The organism is Zhongshania sp. (assembly GCF_029212375.1).
GTDB lineage: Bacteria > Pseudomonadota > Gammaproteobacteria > Pseudomonadales > Spongiibacteraceae > Spongiibacter.
Genome location: NZ_JARGNU010000007.1, coordinates 56418 through 71837, shown reverse-complemented (window position 1 = coordinate 71837; position 15420 = coordinate 56418). Strand labels below are relative to the sequence as shown.

Genomic DNA, 15420 nt, shown 5'->3' with positions numbered 1-15420 from the left:
CTCTACTCGTTTTTCGGAGCCAAATTAATGCCGATATTTCCGTCTTTTCGCCTCAGCCAAACCCTGTTCACTGGGCTCTTGCTAATAGGTTTAAGCGCATGCAGCCCCGAGGCCAGCAACACCGACGGTCAAGTAGCGGCAAATACCGCAAGCGCTGCCAATGCCGCTAGCCGCAGCCGCATGCCCAGCGATCCAGCGTTAAAGTCCTTATATATTCAAAGCTGCTATGGCTGCCACAGTGCCGGCGCCGCCGGCGCGCCCCGCAGCGGCAACAGGGATCAGTGGGCACCACGCCTGCAAAAAGGCTTAGAAGGATTACTCGCTAACACTAAAAGCGGAATTAACAGCATGCCACCCAAGGGTATGTGCGTAAACTGCAGCGACGACGACTTTCGGGCGCTAATTTTATTTTTGGCAGGCGAAGCCAAATAACGCGCGACACAGGCAAAACCACCAAGACCGACTAGGCTAATAGCAACGGCGGTATCATGATCTACCGCCATCGCAATTACGTAAGCTTTCGCGTTAGAACCCACTTACCAAGGACACCAAGCCGCCATGCCCGACTCTGACTCCATCCGCATTGGTATCAGCGCCTGCTTACTCGGCGAGCAAGTGCGCTATGACGGTGGCCACAAGCGCCTGCCCTTTGCCTCAGAAGAACTGGCCAGACATTTCAGTTTTGTCAGCATTTGCCCCGAGCAGGCCATTGGCATGGGCGTGCCACGGCCAACCATTCGCCTTGTCGGCGAGCCTGCCAATCCGCAACTGATTGGCAGTAGCGACAGCAGTCTGAATGTCACTTCACAAATGCAGAGCTATGCCAAGCGCACCGTCGCTAAGCTCAACCACATCAGCGGCTATATACTCTGCGCCAAATCCCCCAGCTGCGGCATGGAGCGAGTGCCGGTATACGACGACAAGGGCAATGGCCTAGGCAAGGTTGGCGTTGGCCTTTACGCCCGCGAGCTAATGGCCGCCCAGCCGCTATTACCCGTTGAAGAAAACGGCCGCCTCAACGACGTGCATTTGCGTGAGAATTTTGTGTCGCGGGTAGTTGCCTACGCGCGCTGGCAAGCGATTGCAGCACAAGGCTTAACCGCCAAGCGTCTCGAAGACTTTCACCGCCGCCATAAATTCCTGTTACTAGCTCACAATCAGCCGATTTATCGCGAATTGGGCCCCATCGTTGCCGAAGCAGGCGATCTTGACGATAGGGCCGATCGCTACATCGCCAAATTTATGCAAGCCCTAAAACAGCCCGCCAGCATCAAAAATCACACCAACACCCTGATGCATATCCAAGGCTTTTTTAAAGACCATCTCGACGCCGATGACAAAATCAGGCTCACCGAAGTGATCCGCGACTACGCGGCGGGCATGCTACCCCTGCTTGTACCACTGGAAATGCTAAGCCTCTATTTAAGAAAATACCAAATAGATTATCTGCTCGACCAATACTACTTCGATCCCTACCCACGGGACTTAAAACTGCGCATGGGCCTGTAAACCATGACCGCACTAGTATGGTTTCGCAACGACTTACGCAGCCTAGACCACCCAGCATTGAGCGCCGCCTGCGCCGAGCACGAGACCGTGCGCGGGGTGTATTTACTCTGTCCCCAGCAGCTAGACGAACACCTCATTGCACCAATACGCCGGCATTTTTTGCGACGCGCACTGGATGAACTGGGCCAGCAATTGGGCGAGCTGGGCATCGCTTTTGACATCATCGACGCGGGGCATTTCCGTGACATAGCTGGACAGCTCACGCACTATTGCCAAGCACATAATATCGATACCGTGTACGCTCACCGCGAGTGGCTCATTGACGAAATACAGCGCGACGACGCCTGTCTCTCACAGGGCATTCCCCTGCAATTAATAGACGACAGCCTACTTAACCCGCTGCGGGTCACTAAGCCGAACGGCGAACCGTATAAAGTATTCACCCCATTTTCTCGGCGCAGTCGCGATTATCTAATGGCCAATTTCCCTCGCTGCCTGCGCCGGCCCGCCGCCCAAGCCCCCGCCGCCAACAACCCCCACTGCGCTGCTTTTGGCGAAGAGCGCGCATCTGACGACTGGCCGGTTAGCCAAACCGCTGTACTCGAGCAATTGCGCAGCTTTTGCACCGAGCGCGCCGCCGACTACCAAGCCAGCCGCGACTATCCCGACCTCGACAACACCTCGCGCCTATCCGCCACTCTGGCACTCGGCTTACTCAGTGCGAGGCAGTGTCTAGCACGCCTACAGCAGGAGTGTGGCGACGCTATTTGGAACACTACAACTGGCGCTGGCACGTGGCTTAACGAGTTGCTGTGGCGCGAGTTTTATCGCCATATTGCCTACCATTTCCCGCAAGTGGTAAAAGGGCGCGCCTATCAAGCCTACACCGACCGAATTCCCTGGCCCAATGATCAGCGCTTATTTGATGCTTGGCGGGAAGGGCGCACCGGCTACCCCATTGTCGATGCTGGTATGCGGCAGCTGCGCGACACCGGCTGGATGCACAATCGCCTGCGCATGATTACCGCCTCGTTTCTGTGCAAAGATCTGCATATCGACTGGCGCTGGGGAGAGCGCCACTTTATGGAAAATCTCATCGACGCCGATTTCGCCGCCAACAACGGCGGCTGGCAATGGGCCGCCTCTACGGGCACCGACGCCGCCCCCTATTTTCGTATTTTCAATCCCACCACCCAGGGGCAGCGCTTTGACCCAGACGGCCATTTTATTCGCCGTTTTATTCCCGAACTAGCCCACCTGCAAGGCAAGTCTATCCATCAGCCTCCCACCCAAGCCAATTATCCGGCACCGATTGTCGATCACGGAATAATGCGACATATTACCCTCGCACTTTTTCAAGATGCGAGGGACTAAGCCCCCGTAAGTACTTTTATTGCTTCGCGCTAGCGCCGCCGCTGGCTAATCAGCTCGATAGTGAACTATGCTATGGGGGCTTGCCGGAGCACAATAAAATGAAAGGAGAAACCGTGCGATCTGCTGTCCTAAGTCTATTACTGATTAACGCCATTTTAATTTGCCACCCCAACAATGCCAGCGCCGAACCCCAGCTCGTGTTTGGTCTGAGCGAGTACGTGTACATTGAAGAATTAGGTGTGCGCTATAAGGCGAAAATTGACACCGGTGCCGAGAGCGCCTCAATCAACGCAATTAACGCCAAAGTAGAGAAGGGCAAAGGCAAAAAAGATGACCTTGTCCACTTTGATCTTGTACTGCCAGATAACACGCTTAAATCCGTTACCCTGCCACTGAGCAAACACATTCGCATCAAACGGCGCGCATCTGATTACGGTGAAGACGAAAAGGATTACACTCGCCGCCCAGTTCTGGAATTAACGCTGTGTGTTGGCGGCCAGTCGCATTTGGTTGAGGTAAATCTCGCCGATCGCCGCCAATTTTCAAAGCCGATGCTGGTGGGCTCCGAGCCGCTGACCGCCTTTGGCGCGCTGGTGGATCCAAGCAAAAAATACTTACTAGACAAATCCCTCTGCAGCAAAAAAGCAGACGCCAAGGAGCACAATGAATGAAGGGCGTAAAATTACACGTCAGGGTACTGGCACTAGCGCTATTATTGATTGGCGCTGGCAGTACTGCATGGCAGATTTTCGTGCTAAATATTCCCGTATCTGCCGACACCACGGAACCGGTGTGGGTAATTGATACCAAGCTCACCTTTAGCGCCCGCGACAACACCCCAGTCAAAGTACAAATGTATGTACCGCCAAGCTGGAGCAAGTTCATTACCCTTAACGAGAGTTTTATCTCTAAAAACTACGGGGTAAACACCGATGCTGTCGACGATAATCGTCAAGCAGTGTGGTCGGCCCGCCGCGCCGAAGGCCAGCAACAACTGTTTTACCGGCTAATGCTGACCAAGCGCAGCAATTCGCGCTTCTCCGAGTCTGAACCCGGCCCACTGTTTAAGGAAAGCCCCAAACTAGAAGGTGTTGAAAAAGTCGCAGTGGAGGCTCTGTTAAAGCCAATTCGCGAGCACTCTGCCGACATAGAAACTTTTATTCGCGAAGCAATTAAGCTCATCAATGAGCCCAGCAATGACAATGCCCGACTATTGCTAGGCAATAATTACACCCAAGACAATAAATCGATGGTACTGGAACTGCTGCTGTCGTCAGCGCATATTCCGGTAGAAAGAGTGCGTACCCTGCGTTTAATTAGCGGCGTAGCGCAGAGCCCAGAGCTGTGGATGCGCAGCTATAACGGCAAGCGCTGGCTGTATTTTAATCCCGAGACCGGCACCCAGGGCCTGCCCGACGACCGCGTGGTGTGGTGGACCGGCAACGACTCCATTGCCAAAGTTGAAGGTGGCCGCCATTTAAAAGTGGAAATCACTGCCAACCAAAAAGTTATGAATTCCATAACCTTGGCGCAATCCATTGCCGAGAGAAAAGAGAACAAATTCTGGGCGCTGTCGCTCTACGACTTACCCTTGCAGTCCCAGCAAACCTTTGAAATCATTTTGATGATTCCCATTGGCGTAATGCTGATTTTATTATTGCGCAATGTAGTTGGCCTTGAGACCCTCGGCACCTTTACGCCGGTCCTGATCGGCCTTGCGTTCCGAGAAACTCAAGTGGTGTGGGGCATTATTCTATTCACCTTAATCACCGCGCTGGGCCTGTCGATACGATCCTATCTAGAGCATCTCCATCTCCAGCTGCTGTCCCGACTCTCGGTGGTACTGACCTTTGTGGTGATTATCATGGCCTTGATCAGCGTACTCGGCCATCGCTTGGGCCTAGACCGCGGCCTGTCTATCGCCCTGTTCCCCATGGTTATTCTCACCATGTCGATCGAGCGCATGTCGATTGTCTGGGAGGAGCGGGGTGGCCTGCACGCCGGCAAAGTGGGTATTGGCACCCTTATCGCGGCGACATTGTCCCACCTTATGATGACGTATCCAGCATGGACCTATTTCGTGTTTACCTTCCCAGGTATGCTGTTGATATTTATGGCATTCATGTTAATTCTCGGCCATTACCGCGGCTACCGACTGACTGAATTATTCCGTTTCAACGCCATGATCAAGGGTAGGCAATAATGTCCTTATTCAGCACTTGGAAAGATCTTCGCCAACGCGGCGTAATGGGCATCAATCAGCGCAATGCAGATTATGTATTGCGCTATAACCAGCGCCATCTCTACCCCTTGGTCGATGACAAAATCAAAACCAAGGAGCGCGCCATCAAGGCCGGCATCCACGTGCCGACCATGTACGGAATTATTGATTCCGACAAAGGCATCGGCAAGTTAAAAGACATTGTTAAAGGGCATAGCGACTTTGTGATTAAACCCGCACAAGGCGCAGGCGGTGACGGTATTCTGGTTATTGCCGATCAATTTGAAGGCTATTACCGCACTACCTCTGGCCGCTTGTTAAGCACCGAAGATATTGAGTTTCACATATCGGGAATTCTCTCGGGAATTTACTCGCTGGGCGGACATCGCGACCGCGCGCTAATCGAGTACCGAGTCATACCAGACCCCATCTTCAGCGCCATTAGCTATGAGGGCGTGCCCGACATTCGCATTATTGTGCTCAAGGGCTACCCTCTGCTCGCCATGTTGCGGCTGCCCACCCGCCAGTCAGGCGGCAAAGCCAACTTACACCAGGGCGCGATCGGCGTCGGTGTCGATTTAGCCACGGGCATCACCCTCGATGGCACTTGGCTCAATAAGCTCATCAATAAGCACCCAGACACCACCAACCCCGTGCGCGGCGTACAGCTGCCATACTGGGATGGCTTTATGTCGCTCGCCACTCGCTGCTATGAATTGACCGGCCTCGGCTATCTCGGCGTAGACATGGTACTGGATAAAGACCAAGGCCCGCTGATGCTGGAATTGAACGCCAGACCCGGCCTCAACATTCAAATCGCCAACGATGCCGGCTTAGCGGCGCGCTGCAAACAGGTAGAGGATGAGATTGATCGCCTCAACGCCAAAGGCATTACCACCGCCAATCCGACCAAGCGCATGGCATTTTGCCAGCGTGAATTTGCCCAGCCACTGCAAAATCTCGGCGCATTGAATAGTGATAACGAGACGTTCGCGGCCCCCACTGAAGCCAATTCTGATGTAACCGCCACTAATCAGCAGCCATAAAAAAACCGCTTAATTCCACCGGCGATAGCACCGAGGAAGTAAGCGGTTTTTAGAGCAGCTACCCTTATTTGGCAGCGCGCTCCTTGGCAATAAGCTCTTCAGCCACTTTTAGCATTTCTGCTTTGCCACCAGCCGAACGGCCGGTTATGCGATATTTACCATTCACGATCAACTCTGGCGTACCGGCAATACCATAAGCTCTGGCACGGGCATCGGCCTGCTTCACTTGGCTGTTCACGCCAAAAGAGTCGAAGGTTTTGCGAAATTTCTCAGCATCCACGCTAGTATGGGCCACAAACAACTTCTCGATGGCGGCGCTGTCACGCAACGGGTTGCGATCAACATTAATAGCGTTAAATAATGGGGTGTGCATTTCATCGATCACGCCCAATGCTTCAGCGGTATAGAAGGCTTTGGCGTGCACCACCATCAACTCATTCCACATTGCTGGTGAGCGACGAAACTCTACATCTGCTGGCAACTGCTTTTTCCACGCTTCTAACATCGGGTCAAAATCAAAGCAGTGGCTGCAGCCGTACCAGAACACCTCAGTCACTTCGATTTTATCTGGATTTGCAGTATGCACCGGCTGCGCAATGCGCAGGTAATGCTCGCCGCTACTGGCCACGCTCTCAGCACTGGCTGCGGCGGCAACTTTGGCCGCTGGCGCAGCGGGCTTGGCCGGCTCAGCACCATCGCTACATGCCGATACCAGTAGTAAAAAACTAAACACACTAAATAAGGAAATGACTTTCTTAAGCATGGAGCCCCCTTTTATACTTTCGAATGCGGTAATGTGAGTCAAAGACACGCTCGGCATCATTATTTTTTCAATATATAAGCCAATTCTGACCGCCGCGGCGAGCAATGGTTTCGCAGCTACAAATTACAGCGATAAAAAAGGCGGCCTAAGCCGCCTTTTTTCTATTCAGCGCTTACTTATGCAAGCCCTGAATGAAGCTTGCTACGGCTTCAATTTCTGAATCACTCAGTTTAAACGCTATTGTGCGCATCACCATCGCATCGCCATCGTTGCTGCGACCTTCGCGGCCATCTGCAGCAGCGCGGAAGGCTTTAAGCTGGGTGGCGGTGTAGTCTGCGTGTTGACCACTCAAGGCGGGGAAGCCCGCTGCAGCCATACCGCTGCCAGTAGGGGAATGACAGGCTGAACACGCGGGGATATTGCGGTCTGCAATACCGCCACGATAAATCGCCGCGCCTTTTTCGGCCAGCGCCGGATCAGCTTGGCCGGTACTCGCCGTCTTGCTCGCATAAAACGCGGCAATATTAGCAATATCTTGCTCAGACAAATTATCAAGCTGGCCAGCCATCATCGGCACCGAGCGCGCACCCGATTTAATGTCGGAAATTTGCTTAACTAAATAGCGCTCACCCTGACCTGCCAACTTAGGGAAGGTGGGCGCCGCGCTATTGCCGTCAGCACCGTGACACGCCGCGCAGGCTGCCGCCTTGGCTTTACCCGCGGCGGGATTTCCGTCTACGGCCATGGCTGCGCCAGCAAACATTAGGGAAGCAAACATCACTAATACGGTTTTATTCATTGTTACGTACTCTTTAAGCAGATAATTCTGTGCAAAATTTCATTCAGACCGGTCAACTCAGGACTGAGGTGCAGCCATATATTCGATCAAGGCTTTAAATTCGTCGGCGCTGCAATCAAAACACAGCCCCTTGGGCGGCATGGCATTAAAACCGTCGGTGGCGTGTTTCACCAAGGTATCCATACCTTTTTCTAAGCGTGGCGCCCAATCGGCGACAGCGCCTGTTTTTGGCGCGCCATTGGCACCAAAGCCATGGCAGGCAAAACAAGATTTCTGATAGCGATCCAGTACCGCTTGCTCAGCAGCAAAAGCAGAAACTCCAGACAATGAAAGCAGTATAGCCACAAGCCATTTATTCATGATCTACCTCTCAATTTTCCGTTTAGCGGCGCAGGATGAGTCATTGTAAAAACTGCGGCATTATACACAACTACATGGCGCTGGGGCCAATAATTGCCGTAAAATGCCGCTGCTTTCGCAAATTCCCCCGGACCGATTATGTCATCAAGCCCAGCCCTGAACTACCGCCGTGCCAGCTATTTAAAAAGCTCGCCCAACCTCACCTACTGCCCAGACGACAGCGGCGCCGAGGTTGCCTTTGCAGGCCGCTCCAATGCCGGCAAGTCCAGCGCGATCAACCGCTTAACCGAAAACAAGAAGCTGGCAAAAACCAGTAAAACCCCCGGCCGCACCCAGTTACTTAACTTTTTTGTGCTGGACGACAGCGGCCGCCAGCGCCTAGTCGACCTGCCGGGCTACGGTTTTGCCAAGGTGCCCCTAGCGGTAAAAAATGAGTGGCAGCGCAATTTAGAAGCCTATTTACAAAAGCGTCAATCCTTGCGCGGCATGGTTTTGATGATGGATATTCGCCATCCGCTCACTGAATTCGACGAGCAAATGGTGCGCTGGGCCACCAAAAGCAGCATGCCTATGCACATTTTATTGACCAAATCAGACAAATTAAAACGCGGGCCGGCCACTGCCACCTTATTAATGGTACGCAAGAGCCTTGCCGAATACGGCGATTTAATTAGCGTGCAGCTATTTTCTGCACCCAATGGTGACGGCCTGCAAGAGTTGCGCAATAAGCTCGACGAGTGGCTGGATACCGTCAATATGGTCAACGTCAGCTATCTTGACGACGACGGCACGCCCATTAGCAGCGATGAAGACGAAAGCCCAAAATAAATCCCGCAAAAAAGCCCGGCGGACTCAAGTCACCGGGCAATCCTACTCCTATTGGAGCCAGGGGGAGACAAGTCTCCAACGCGGGCGCCATCCTCAAGCACTTCACGAAGACGGCAATTAGACTTTAGACCTAGTTTTCTAATTTCGCAAACCCCGCGCTGTAAAGTTAATGCGCCTCATCCCAATTTGCGCCAACCCCAACCCCCACTTCCAGCGGCACCGCAAGCGCCGCGGCGGCCATCATCAGGCGTACCACCTCGGCCTGAACCACCTCTAACACCGCTGGCGCCACTTCTAACACCAATTCATCGTGAACCTGCATAATCATGCGCGCGTCCACGGCACTACTGCTCAAATATTGATCTACAGAGATCATCGCCCGCTTAATAATGTCTGCTGCCGAACCCTGCATAGGCGCGTTAATTGCGGTGCGCTCTGCCGCCTGGCGACGCATGCCGTTGCGGGCATTGATTTCAGGCAGATGCAGGCGACGCCCAAATAAAGTTTCGACATAGCCATTTTCAGATGCCAGCACCCGAGTTTCGTCCATATAGCGCAATACCCCAGGGTAGCGCTCAAAATACAGATCGATATATTGCTGAGCCTCTTTGCGCCCTAGGTGCAACTGCCGCGCTAGGCCAAAAGCCGACATACCGTAGATCAAACCAAAGTTTATCGCCTTGGCATTGCGGCGCTGCTCGTCGCTAACCTCGGCGGGACTCACCCCAAAAACCTCGGCAGCGGTGGCGCGATGAATATCTTCGCCCCGAGAAAAAGCGTCAATTAAGCCGCGATCTCCCGACAAATGGGCCATTATGCGCAATTCAATTTGCGAGTAATCCGCAGCTAAAATCACATAGCCAGGCGGCGCAATAAAGGCCTGACGAATGCGCCGCCCCTCAGCGCTGCGAATTGGAATATTCTGCAAATTGGGATCAGAGGACGACAAACGCCCTGTCGCAGCAACCGCCTGATGGTAAGAGGTATGGATGCGGCCGGTTTTGGGGTCGATCAAGGTCGGCAGCTTATCGGTATAGGTCGACTTAAGCTTAGCCATACCTCGGTGCTCAAGTATTACTTTGGGCAGCGGGTAGTCGTGAGCCAGCTCCACCAAAACTTCTTCGGCGGTAGAGGGCGCCCCTTTCGGCGTTTTTTTAGTGACTGGAATTTGCAAACGCTCAAACAGGATCTCACCGAGCTGCTTGGGCGAGGCCAAATTAAACTCGCCACCCGCCAGCTCATAGGCCTGCAGCTCAAGGGCCTGCATTTTCAAGCCTAGCTCGTGGCTCTGCTTGCCCAACAAGTCCCGATCGACATAGGCGCCATTGCGCTCAATACGTGACAACACCGGCACCAGAGGCACTTCAATATTGCGATAGACCGCCAACAAACCGGCGTGCTGCTCCAGCTTCGGCAGCAAAACCTGATATAAACGCAAAGTAACATCGGCATCCTCGGCCGCGTAGGGGCCTGCCTGCTCGAGGGCAATCTGATTAAAGGTGATTTGCTTGGCACCCTTGCCCGCAATGTCTTCAAAGTGAATAGTGGTGTGGTCTAAATACTTCAGTGCCAAGGTATCCATGTCGTGGCGGCTGCCGGTGGAATCCAGCACATATGAGGCAAGCATGGTGTCGTCGTGAATGCCGCGCAGGCTAATACCATGATTAAGCAAGACATTGGCGTCGTACTTAAGGTTTTGCCCCACCTTTTTCACATCAGGGTCTTCGAGTAGCGGCTTGAGCTCGGCCAGTACATAGGCCTCATCCAGCTGATCTGGCACATCAAGATAATCGTGACCAAAGGGCAGGTAGGCCGCTTCGCCAGCCGCTACCGCAAAAGACACCCCCACTACCCGCGCCTGCATATAATTCAAACTAGTAGTTTCCGTGTCAAAGGCGAAGATCGACGCCCCCCGCAGCTTAAGCAACCATAAATCAAAATCGGTCTTGCTCAGGATTAACTGGTAGCTGGAATCCGCCAGTGGCGGCGCTGGCGCCACCTCTAAGCTAGGCTCGGCGGCTGCCGCCGCTTGCGAATCGGTCTGCTGCTGTTGCAGCGCAAAAGAGGGCTCCGCTTGGTCGGACGCGGCCGCAATTGCATCGCTGCGCTCGGCGCGACTCAACTCTTCCACCCAAGTCTTAAACTCATATTCTTTAAATAGCGTCAGTAAGCGTTCGTTATCCGGCGCCGTTGGCAGCAACTCGGGCACACCTACGTTTAGCGGCACATCACACTTAATGGTAGCCAAAGTATAAGACAACAGCGCATTGTCGCGACTGTCGGCCAGCTTCTTTGCCACACCCTTGGCACCGCGAATCGGCAAATCAGCCACTTTGTCGATATTCTCATAAATACTGCTGACCCCACCCAAGGCCTGAATCAGGGCAAGCGCGGTTTTCTCACCCACACCGGCAACACCGGGAATATTGTCGACTTTATCGCCCATCAGGGCGAGAAAATCGACAATCAGCTCGGGCGGAATACCAAACTTCTCCTCAACCCCCGCCACATCCATCACCGTGTCGGTCATGGTATTCACCAAGGTGACGTGGCTATTCACCAGCTGCGCCATGTCTTTGTCGCCGGTAGAGACCAGCACTGGGCGCTCTTGGCCAGCCTGCGCAGCGAGGGTGCCAATCACATCGTCGGCCTCAACCCCATCAATGACCAGTCGCGGCAAGCCCATGGCATCCACAATCGCGTTAATTGGCTCTATCTGACTGCGCAGATCATCGGGCATCGGCGGGCGCTGGGCTTTGTATAGACTGTAAATATCGTCGCGAAAAGTTTTACCCTTGGCATCAAACACCACCGCAATTGGACTGTCGGGATAATCCTTTTGCAAGCGCCGCAACATACTAATCACCCCCTTAATTGCGCCCGTGGGCTGCCCCTTTGAGGTATTCAGAGGCGGCAGGGCATGGAAGGCGCGGTAAAGATAAGACGAACCGTCAACCAGAATCAGGGGCTTTATTGCAGTCATAGTGATGAGTTAACGCGTAGTTATGGGAAGCAGAGAGTGTAACACGAGCCTCTGCGGCAAAATATTCCAAGCCAGCCAAACCGAAGTGTTACCGTTTATCACATCAACTACCCAGAGTGAACGCCACATTACCCAAAGGTTACCGAAAATTAAGGAGACTTCTAGACTTACTGTGTTACATTACGTAACACAAGGTAACCCTTTACCTTGTGTTGAGCAAAACACGGCTCAGCTGATTAGAGGAGAAACGGAAATGAACAAACTTACCAGCGCAATCTTAATCTTGGTTGCCAGTACTATGGCGACTGCTGCCGAACCGGAAGTAGGTGCGAATCAGTCGCTGGTATTGGCGTTCAACACCAGCACAGACACCCAGCCACAGGAGCACAAAGCCGAGTATGTTTCACAACACTCAGCCGATCGCTTTTTAGAAAAAAACCTGGATGTCGTATCAGCTACACTGAATGTGGAGCTCGACGCTCAAATTAGCCAACGCGTGCTAATCAGCGCCAAATGAGGATGGCGGCAACAAGGCCTCGCGGCCAACGCCAAACCCTATGCAGCAAAGCACTTCAAAAAAGCCTGACCCAGCTGACGGTATAAGCTAAGAAAACCGTCAGCCTTCATCATGCCCACACCAAGCGGGTCAATTTCTATTACCGGAACATCTAAACCCGAGGTTAATGCGTTTAGCATGGCTGCGGGATACTGCGGCTCCCTAAAAACACAAGCAAACTCCGCCGCCTGCAGGCGCGCGCGCAACCGCACAATATGCCGAGCACCAGGCAGACGATCTGAGGCGGGCATAACCACCTCGGCCTCAGCCAAACCAAAATGGCGCTCAAAGCGGCTAAATCCATCGTGTAGTAATAGATAGGGACGATTACCCACTCGGCTTATCTCAAGCTGCAACTGTTTGTCGTACTGCCGAAACTCAGTGCTAAACCGCGCCGCATTAGCGTGAAAAAAGGCGCCACGGGTTGGCATGCGATCAGACAACAACCGAGCGATGCGTCGCGAAATATTCTGCACCTGCTCGCCGTCCATCCACACATGAGGATCCTCATCCAAACTCAGCGCAGGAAAAAGCGCCACCGCATTATCTTGCCCTGCCACCGCTTTTTCCAAATAGCCTTCCATAGCGGGCCCAACCCACAACACCAAATCGGCACTGCGCAGGCGCTGCATATCCGAAGGACGAAGCTGAAAGTCGTGAGGCGAAACATTTGCAGGCGCCAACAAATCAACCGTCACAGCGTCGCCAGCAATATCGCGCACCAGCAACTGCAGGGGCATAATACTGGTTAAGATCACCGGTTTATCGCCTGCCCACGCCGTATTTCCGAGCATCCAAGCCACCACCAATCCCAATATTATTGCTTTCAAGCAAATTTCCCCATTGTTTACATATGCGCTAATGCAATATTATAACATTATATTATTATGAAAACTGCTCGGACGCCCCAAGGTGATGCACAATATTAGCCACCAACATAACCATCAACACTGCATTGACGACGCACTGCTTCGCGCCCGTGAACTCTGCCAGCGGCGCGATCTCCGGTTCACGCGCATTCGCGAGCTAGTGCTAACAACCGTGTGGGCAAACCATCAGCCGGTAGGGGCTTATACCATTCTTGAGGAGCTAGCAAAAGAATCTATTCGCCGGCCAGCGCCACCCACCGTATACCGCGCCTTGGATTTTTTGCTCGATAACGGCCTTGTTCACCGCATTGCATCACTTAACGCCTTTGTCGGCTGCAGTGACCCTGGCGACGCTCATCAGGGCCATTTCCTGATTTGTAGGCACTGCCAAATCGCCACCGAATTAGACGCCAAACTGATCAATCCAGCCATTGCCGCCGCCGCTGCCCAACAGGCATTTACGATCGATACCGCCAGTGTAGAAGTAGTTGGCTGCTGCGCCCAATGTCTAAAAGAGCACCAGGGAGAAGCGCAGCATGACTGATTCGCCACTGCTGAGCCTGCACAATGTTTCACTCAAGCACCAACAGCAGAGCTTGCTCAATGACATCAGCCTGAGCCTCAACGCCAAGCAGATCATGACTATTATCGGCCCCAATGGCGCAGGTAAAAGCACCTTAATAAAAGTTGCGCTTGGCTTAAGCAAAGCCGACAGCGGCAGTATTTATCGCCGCCCCGGCCTACGCATTGGCTATATGCCCCAAAAGCTCACCCTCAACCCCTTGATGCCACTGAGTGTCGCGCGGTTTTTAGCCATGGCCAAACCCAAGCGCAGCCAAATCGACACCGCACTGGCGCGAACCGGCATCAGCCATTTGCGAGACCGACCTCTGCACGATATTTCTGGCGGCGAAACCCAGCGTGTACTCCTCAGCCGCGCCTTGCTTAGCAGCCCAGATTTACTGGTACTCGATGAACCCGCGCAAGGCGTGGATATAAGTGGTCAAACCGAATTATACGAGCTGATTAATGCCCTGCGCGACGAGCTGGGCTGCGCGGTGCTCATGGTCTCCCACGATTTACACTGGGTTATGGCGCAAACCGACACCGTCATCTGCCTCAATCAACACATCTGCTGCCACGGCCACCCCGAGCAGGTCAGCAATGACCCTGAGTATCTCGCCTTGTTTGGCCGCCGCCACGCCGAGGCAGTTGCCCTCTACCAGCACGATCACGACCATCAACACGATATTCACGGCGACGTGGTTTGCGAGCATCACCAACATGATTGATATTTTACTCTACGCCTTAGTCGCGGGCCTATTAGTCGCCGCCGTCTGCGGTCCACTCGGTGCACTGGTTACATGGCAGCGCATGGCCTACTACGGCGACACGCTCGCGCACTCCGCGCTGTTAGGCCTTGCGCTAGGCCTAGCACTGCAAGCCAACCTCCAATACAGCGTGCTCTTCACCTGCCTGTTTATTGCTGGGTTATTATTCGCACTGCAGTGGTGGCGCGACATCGCCTTAGATAGCCTGCTGGGCATCCTGTCTCACAGCAGCTTGGCACTCGGCTTAGTGTGCCTGTCATTTATCGACAATCAACGCCTTGATCTCAACGCTTTTTTATTCGGGGATCTGCTGGCGATTATGCGCGAAGACCTGATTAACCTAGCCTTGATCTGCGCCTTGGTATTGGGCCTGCTGTGGCGCTACTGGCCAGCGCTCGTCGCACTCTGCGCCCACGCCGAACTGGCCGAAATTGAAGGCCTGCCAGTGAAACGTTTGAAGTTGCTGCTAATGCTAATGGTAGCCGCAACGGTTGCCGTGGCCATGAAGATTGTTGGCGTATTATTGATAACCGCCATGCTTATTATTCCCGCCTCGGCCGCCGCCAGAGTAGCGCGCAGCCCAGAACAAGCGGGGCTCATTGCTGCGCTCGTTGGCGCGCTGGCGGTATGTGGTGGATTGGCGGGGGCGTGGTACTGGGATACCCCCGCAGGACCGAGCATTGTGCTGGGGGCGGGCTGCTTATTTATTCTAGGGCAGCTCGCGCCGGGCTACCGGCGCAGCAGCTAAGCCTACAATTTGGCCTTAACTGCGCGGCAGTGT

Annotated in this window: 16 protein-coding genes; 11 read left to right on the top strand and 5 right to left on the bottom strand. The window is 53.7% G+C overall.

Annotated elements, in window-relative coordinates:
• Positions 1-27: 27 nt before the first annotated feature.
• From P1U47_RS09180 to P1U47_RS09155, 6 genes are all read left to right on the top strand, one after another.
• Positions 28-432 (top strand): c-type cytochrome, encoded by a 405-nt coding sequence (locus tag P1U47_RS09180; protein ID WP_301028487.1) that lies wholly within the window; start codon positions 28-30, stop codon positions 430-432.
• A gap of 126 nt (positions 433-558) precedes the next feature.
• Positions 559-1509 (top strand): DUF523 and DUF1722 domain-containing protein, encoded by a 951-nt coding sequence (locus P1U47_RS09175; RefSeq protein WP_301028486.1) that lies wholly within the window; start codon positions 559-561, stop codon positions 1507-1509.
• A 3-nt stretch (positions 1510-1512) separates the two neighbouring features.
• Complete coding sequence (gene phrB, locus P1U47_RS09170; RefSeq protein WP_301028485.1) at positions 1513-2883, top strand: deoxyribodipyrimidine photo-lyase; 1371 nt, start codon at positions 1513-1515, stop codon at positions 2881-2883.
• Positions 2884-2996: 113 nt separating this feature from the next.
• Positions 2997-3554 (top strand): RimK/LysX family protein, encoded by a 558-nt coding sequence (locus P1U47_RS09165; RefSeq protein ID WP_301028484.1) that lies wholly within the window; start codon positions 2997-2999, stop codon positions 3552-3554.
• Positions 3551-5086, top strand: coding sequence for an inactive transglutaminase family protein (locus tag P1U47_RS09160; RefSeq protein WP_301028483.1), 1536 nt, complete (start codon positions 3551-3553; stop codon positions 5084-5086). Before P1U47_RS09165 ends, P1U47_RS09160 begins: the two co-directional genes overlap by 4 nt.
• The gene (locus P1U47_RS09155; RefSeq protein WP_301028481.1) at positions 5086-6150 is read left to right on the top strand and encodes an alpha-L-glutamate ligase-like protein; all 1065 of its coding nucleotides are present in this window, start codon (positions 5086-5088) and stop codon (positions 6148-6150) included. Before P1U47_RS09160 ends, P1U47_RS09155 begins: the two co-directional genes overlap by 1 nt.
• A gap of 64 nt (positions 6151-6214) precedes the next feature.
• Here P1U47_RS09155 and P1U47_RS09150 read toward each other — a convergent pair whose 3' ends face one another.
• The 3 genes from P1U47_RS09150 to P1U47_RS09140 form a co-directional block, all read right to left on the bottom strand.
• On the bottom strand, positions 6215-6913 hold the full coding sequence (locus P1U47_RS09150; RefSeq protein WP_301028479.1) for a thiol:disulfide interchange protein DsbA/DsbL: 699 nt from the start codon (positions 6911-6913) through the stop codon (positions 6215-6217).
• 172 nt (positions 6914-7085) lie between these two features.
• Entirely contained in the window at positions 7086-7712 is a 627-nt protein-coding gene (locus P1U47_RS09145; RefSeq protein WP_301028477.1) for a cytochrome c4, read from the bottom strand.
• 57 nt (positions 7713-7769) lie between these two features.
• Positions 7770-8072, bottom strand: a complete 303-nt coding sequence (locus P1U47_RS09140; RefSeq protein WP_301028476.1) for a c-type cytochrome — start codon at positions 8070-8072, stop codon at positions 7770-7772.
• A gap of 138 nt (positions 8073-8210) precedes the next feature.
• On the opposite strand from P1U47_RS09140, the gene yihA reads away from it, so the two are divergent.
• Entirely contained in the window at positions 8211-8900 is a 690-nt protein-coding gene (gene yihA / locus P1U47_RS09135) for a ribosome biogenesis GTP-binding protein YihA/YsxC (protein WP_301028475.1), read from the top strand.
• A 166-nt stretch (positions 8901-9066) separates the two neighbouring features.
• On the opposite strand, the gene polA is transcribed toward yihA, so the two are convergent.
• Complete coding sequence (gene polA, locus P1U47_RS09130; RefSeq protein WP_301028473.1) at positions 9067-11883, bottom strand: DNA polymerase I; 2817 nt, start codon at positions 11881-11883, stop codon at positions 9067-9069.
• A gap of 253 nt (positions 11884-12136) precedes the next feature.
• Here polA and P1U47_RS09125 point away from each other — a divergent pair, with 253 nt between their 5' ends.
• Positions 12137-12400 (top strand): hypothetical protein, encoded by a 264-nt coding sequence (locus P1U47_RS09125; protein ID WP_301028472.1) that lies wholly within the window; start codon positions 12137-12139, stop codon positions 12398-12400.
• Between the two features lie 38 nt (positions 12401-12438).
• On the opposite strand, the gene P1U47_RS09120 is transcribed toward P1U47_RS09125, so the two are convergent.
• A complete protein-coding gene (locus tag P1U47_RS09120; protein WP_301028471.1) occupies positions 12439-13269 on the bottom strand; it encodes a metal ABC transporter substrate-binding protein in 831 nt (276 codons plus the stop codon).
• An 85-nt stretch (positions 13270-13354) separates the two neighbouring features.
• Between P1U47_RS09120 and P1U47_RS09115 the strand changes: the two genes are divergently transcribed.
• The 3 genes from P1U47_RS09115 to P1U47_RS09105 are packed head-to-tail and all read left to right on the top strand — an operon-like array spanning position 13355 to position 15387.
• On the top strand, positions 13355-13852 hold the full coding sequence (locus tag P1U47_RS09115) for a Fur family transcriptional regulator (RefSeq protein WP_301028470.1): 498 nt from the start codon (positions 13355-13357) through the stop codon (positions 13850-13852).
• Positions 13845-14600 carry a zinc ABC transporter ATP-binding protein ZnuC gene (gene znuC, locus P1U47_RS09110; RefSeq protein ID WP_301028469.1) on the top strand — a complete coding sequence of 252 codons (756 nt, stop codon included), beginning with the start codon at positions 13845-13847 and terminating at the stop codon, positions 14598-14600. The genes P1U47_RS09115 and znuC overlap by 8 nt, the downstream gene beginning before the upstream one ends.
• A complete protein-coding gene (locus P1U47_RS09105) occupies positions 14593-15387 on the top strand; it encodes a metal ABC transporter permease (RefSeq protein ID WP_301028468.1) in 795 nt (264 codons plus the stop codon). Before znuC ends, P1U47_RS09105 begins: the two co-directional genes overlap by 8 nt.
• The last annotated feature ends 33 nt before the right edge of the window (positions 15388-15420 follow it).

What these genes read in the sequence shown, in the direction of transcription:
- P1U47_RS09180 (WP_301028487.1), top strand. Translation starts at nt 28, where the DNA reads ATGCCGATATTTCCGTCTTTTCGCCTCAGCCAAACCCTGTTCACTGGG.
- P1U47_RS09175 (WP_301028486.1), top strand. Translation starts at nt 559, where the DNA reads ATGCCCGACTCTGACTCCATCCGCATTGGTATCAGCGCCTGCTTACTC.
- phrB (WP_301028485.1), top strand. Translation starts at nt 1,513, where the DNA reads ATGACCGCACTAGTATGGTTTCGCAACGACTTACGCAGCCTAGACCAC.
- P1U47_RS09160 (WP_301028483.1), top strand. Translation starts at nt 3,551, where the DNA reads ATGAAGGGCGTAAAATTACACGTCAGGGTACTGGCACTAGCGCTATTA.
- P1U47_RS09155 (WP_301028481.1), top strand. Translation starts at nt 5,086, where the DNA reads ATGTCCTTATTCAGCACTTGGAAAGATCTTCGCCAACGCGGCGTAATG.
- P1U47_RS09150 (WP_301028479.1), bottom strand. Translation starts at nt 6,913, where the DNA reads ATGCTTAAGAAAGTCATTTCCTTATTTAGTGTGTTTAGTTTTTTACTA.
- P1U47_RS09145 (WP_301028477.1), bottom strand. Translation starts at nt 7,712, where the DNA reads ATGAATAAAACCGTATTAGTGATGTTTGCTTCCCTAATGTTTGCTGGC.
- P1U47_RS09140 (WP_301028476.1), bottom strand. Translation starts at nt 8,072, where the DNA reads ATGAATAAATGGCTTGTGGCTATACTGCTTTCATTGTCTGGAGTTTCT.
- yihA (WP_301028475.1), top strand. Translation starts at nt 8,211, where the DNA reads ATGTCATCAAGCCCAGCCCTGAACTACCGCCGTGCCAGCTATTTAAAA.
- polA (WP_301028473.1), bottom strand. Translation starts at nt 11,883, where the DNA reads ATGACTGCAATAAAGCCCCTGATTCTGGTTGACGGTTCGTCTTATCTT.
- P1U47_RS09125 (WP_301028472.1), top strand. Translation starts at nt 12,137, where the DNA reads ATGAACAAACTTACCAGCGCAATCTTAATCTTGGTTGCCAGTACTATG.
- P1U47_RS09115 (WP_301028470.1), top strand. Translation starts at nt 13,355, where the DNA reads ATGCACAATATTAGCCACCAACATAACCATCAACACTGCATTGACGAC.
- znuC (WP_301028469.1), top strand. Translation starts at nt 13,845, where the DNA reads ATGACTGATTCGCCACTGCTGAGCCTGCACAATGTTTCACTCAAGCAC.
- P1U47_RS09105 (WP_301028468.1), top strand. Translation starts at nt 14,593, where the DNA reads ATGATTGATATTTTACTCTACGCCTTAGTCGCGGGCCTATTAGTCGCC.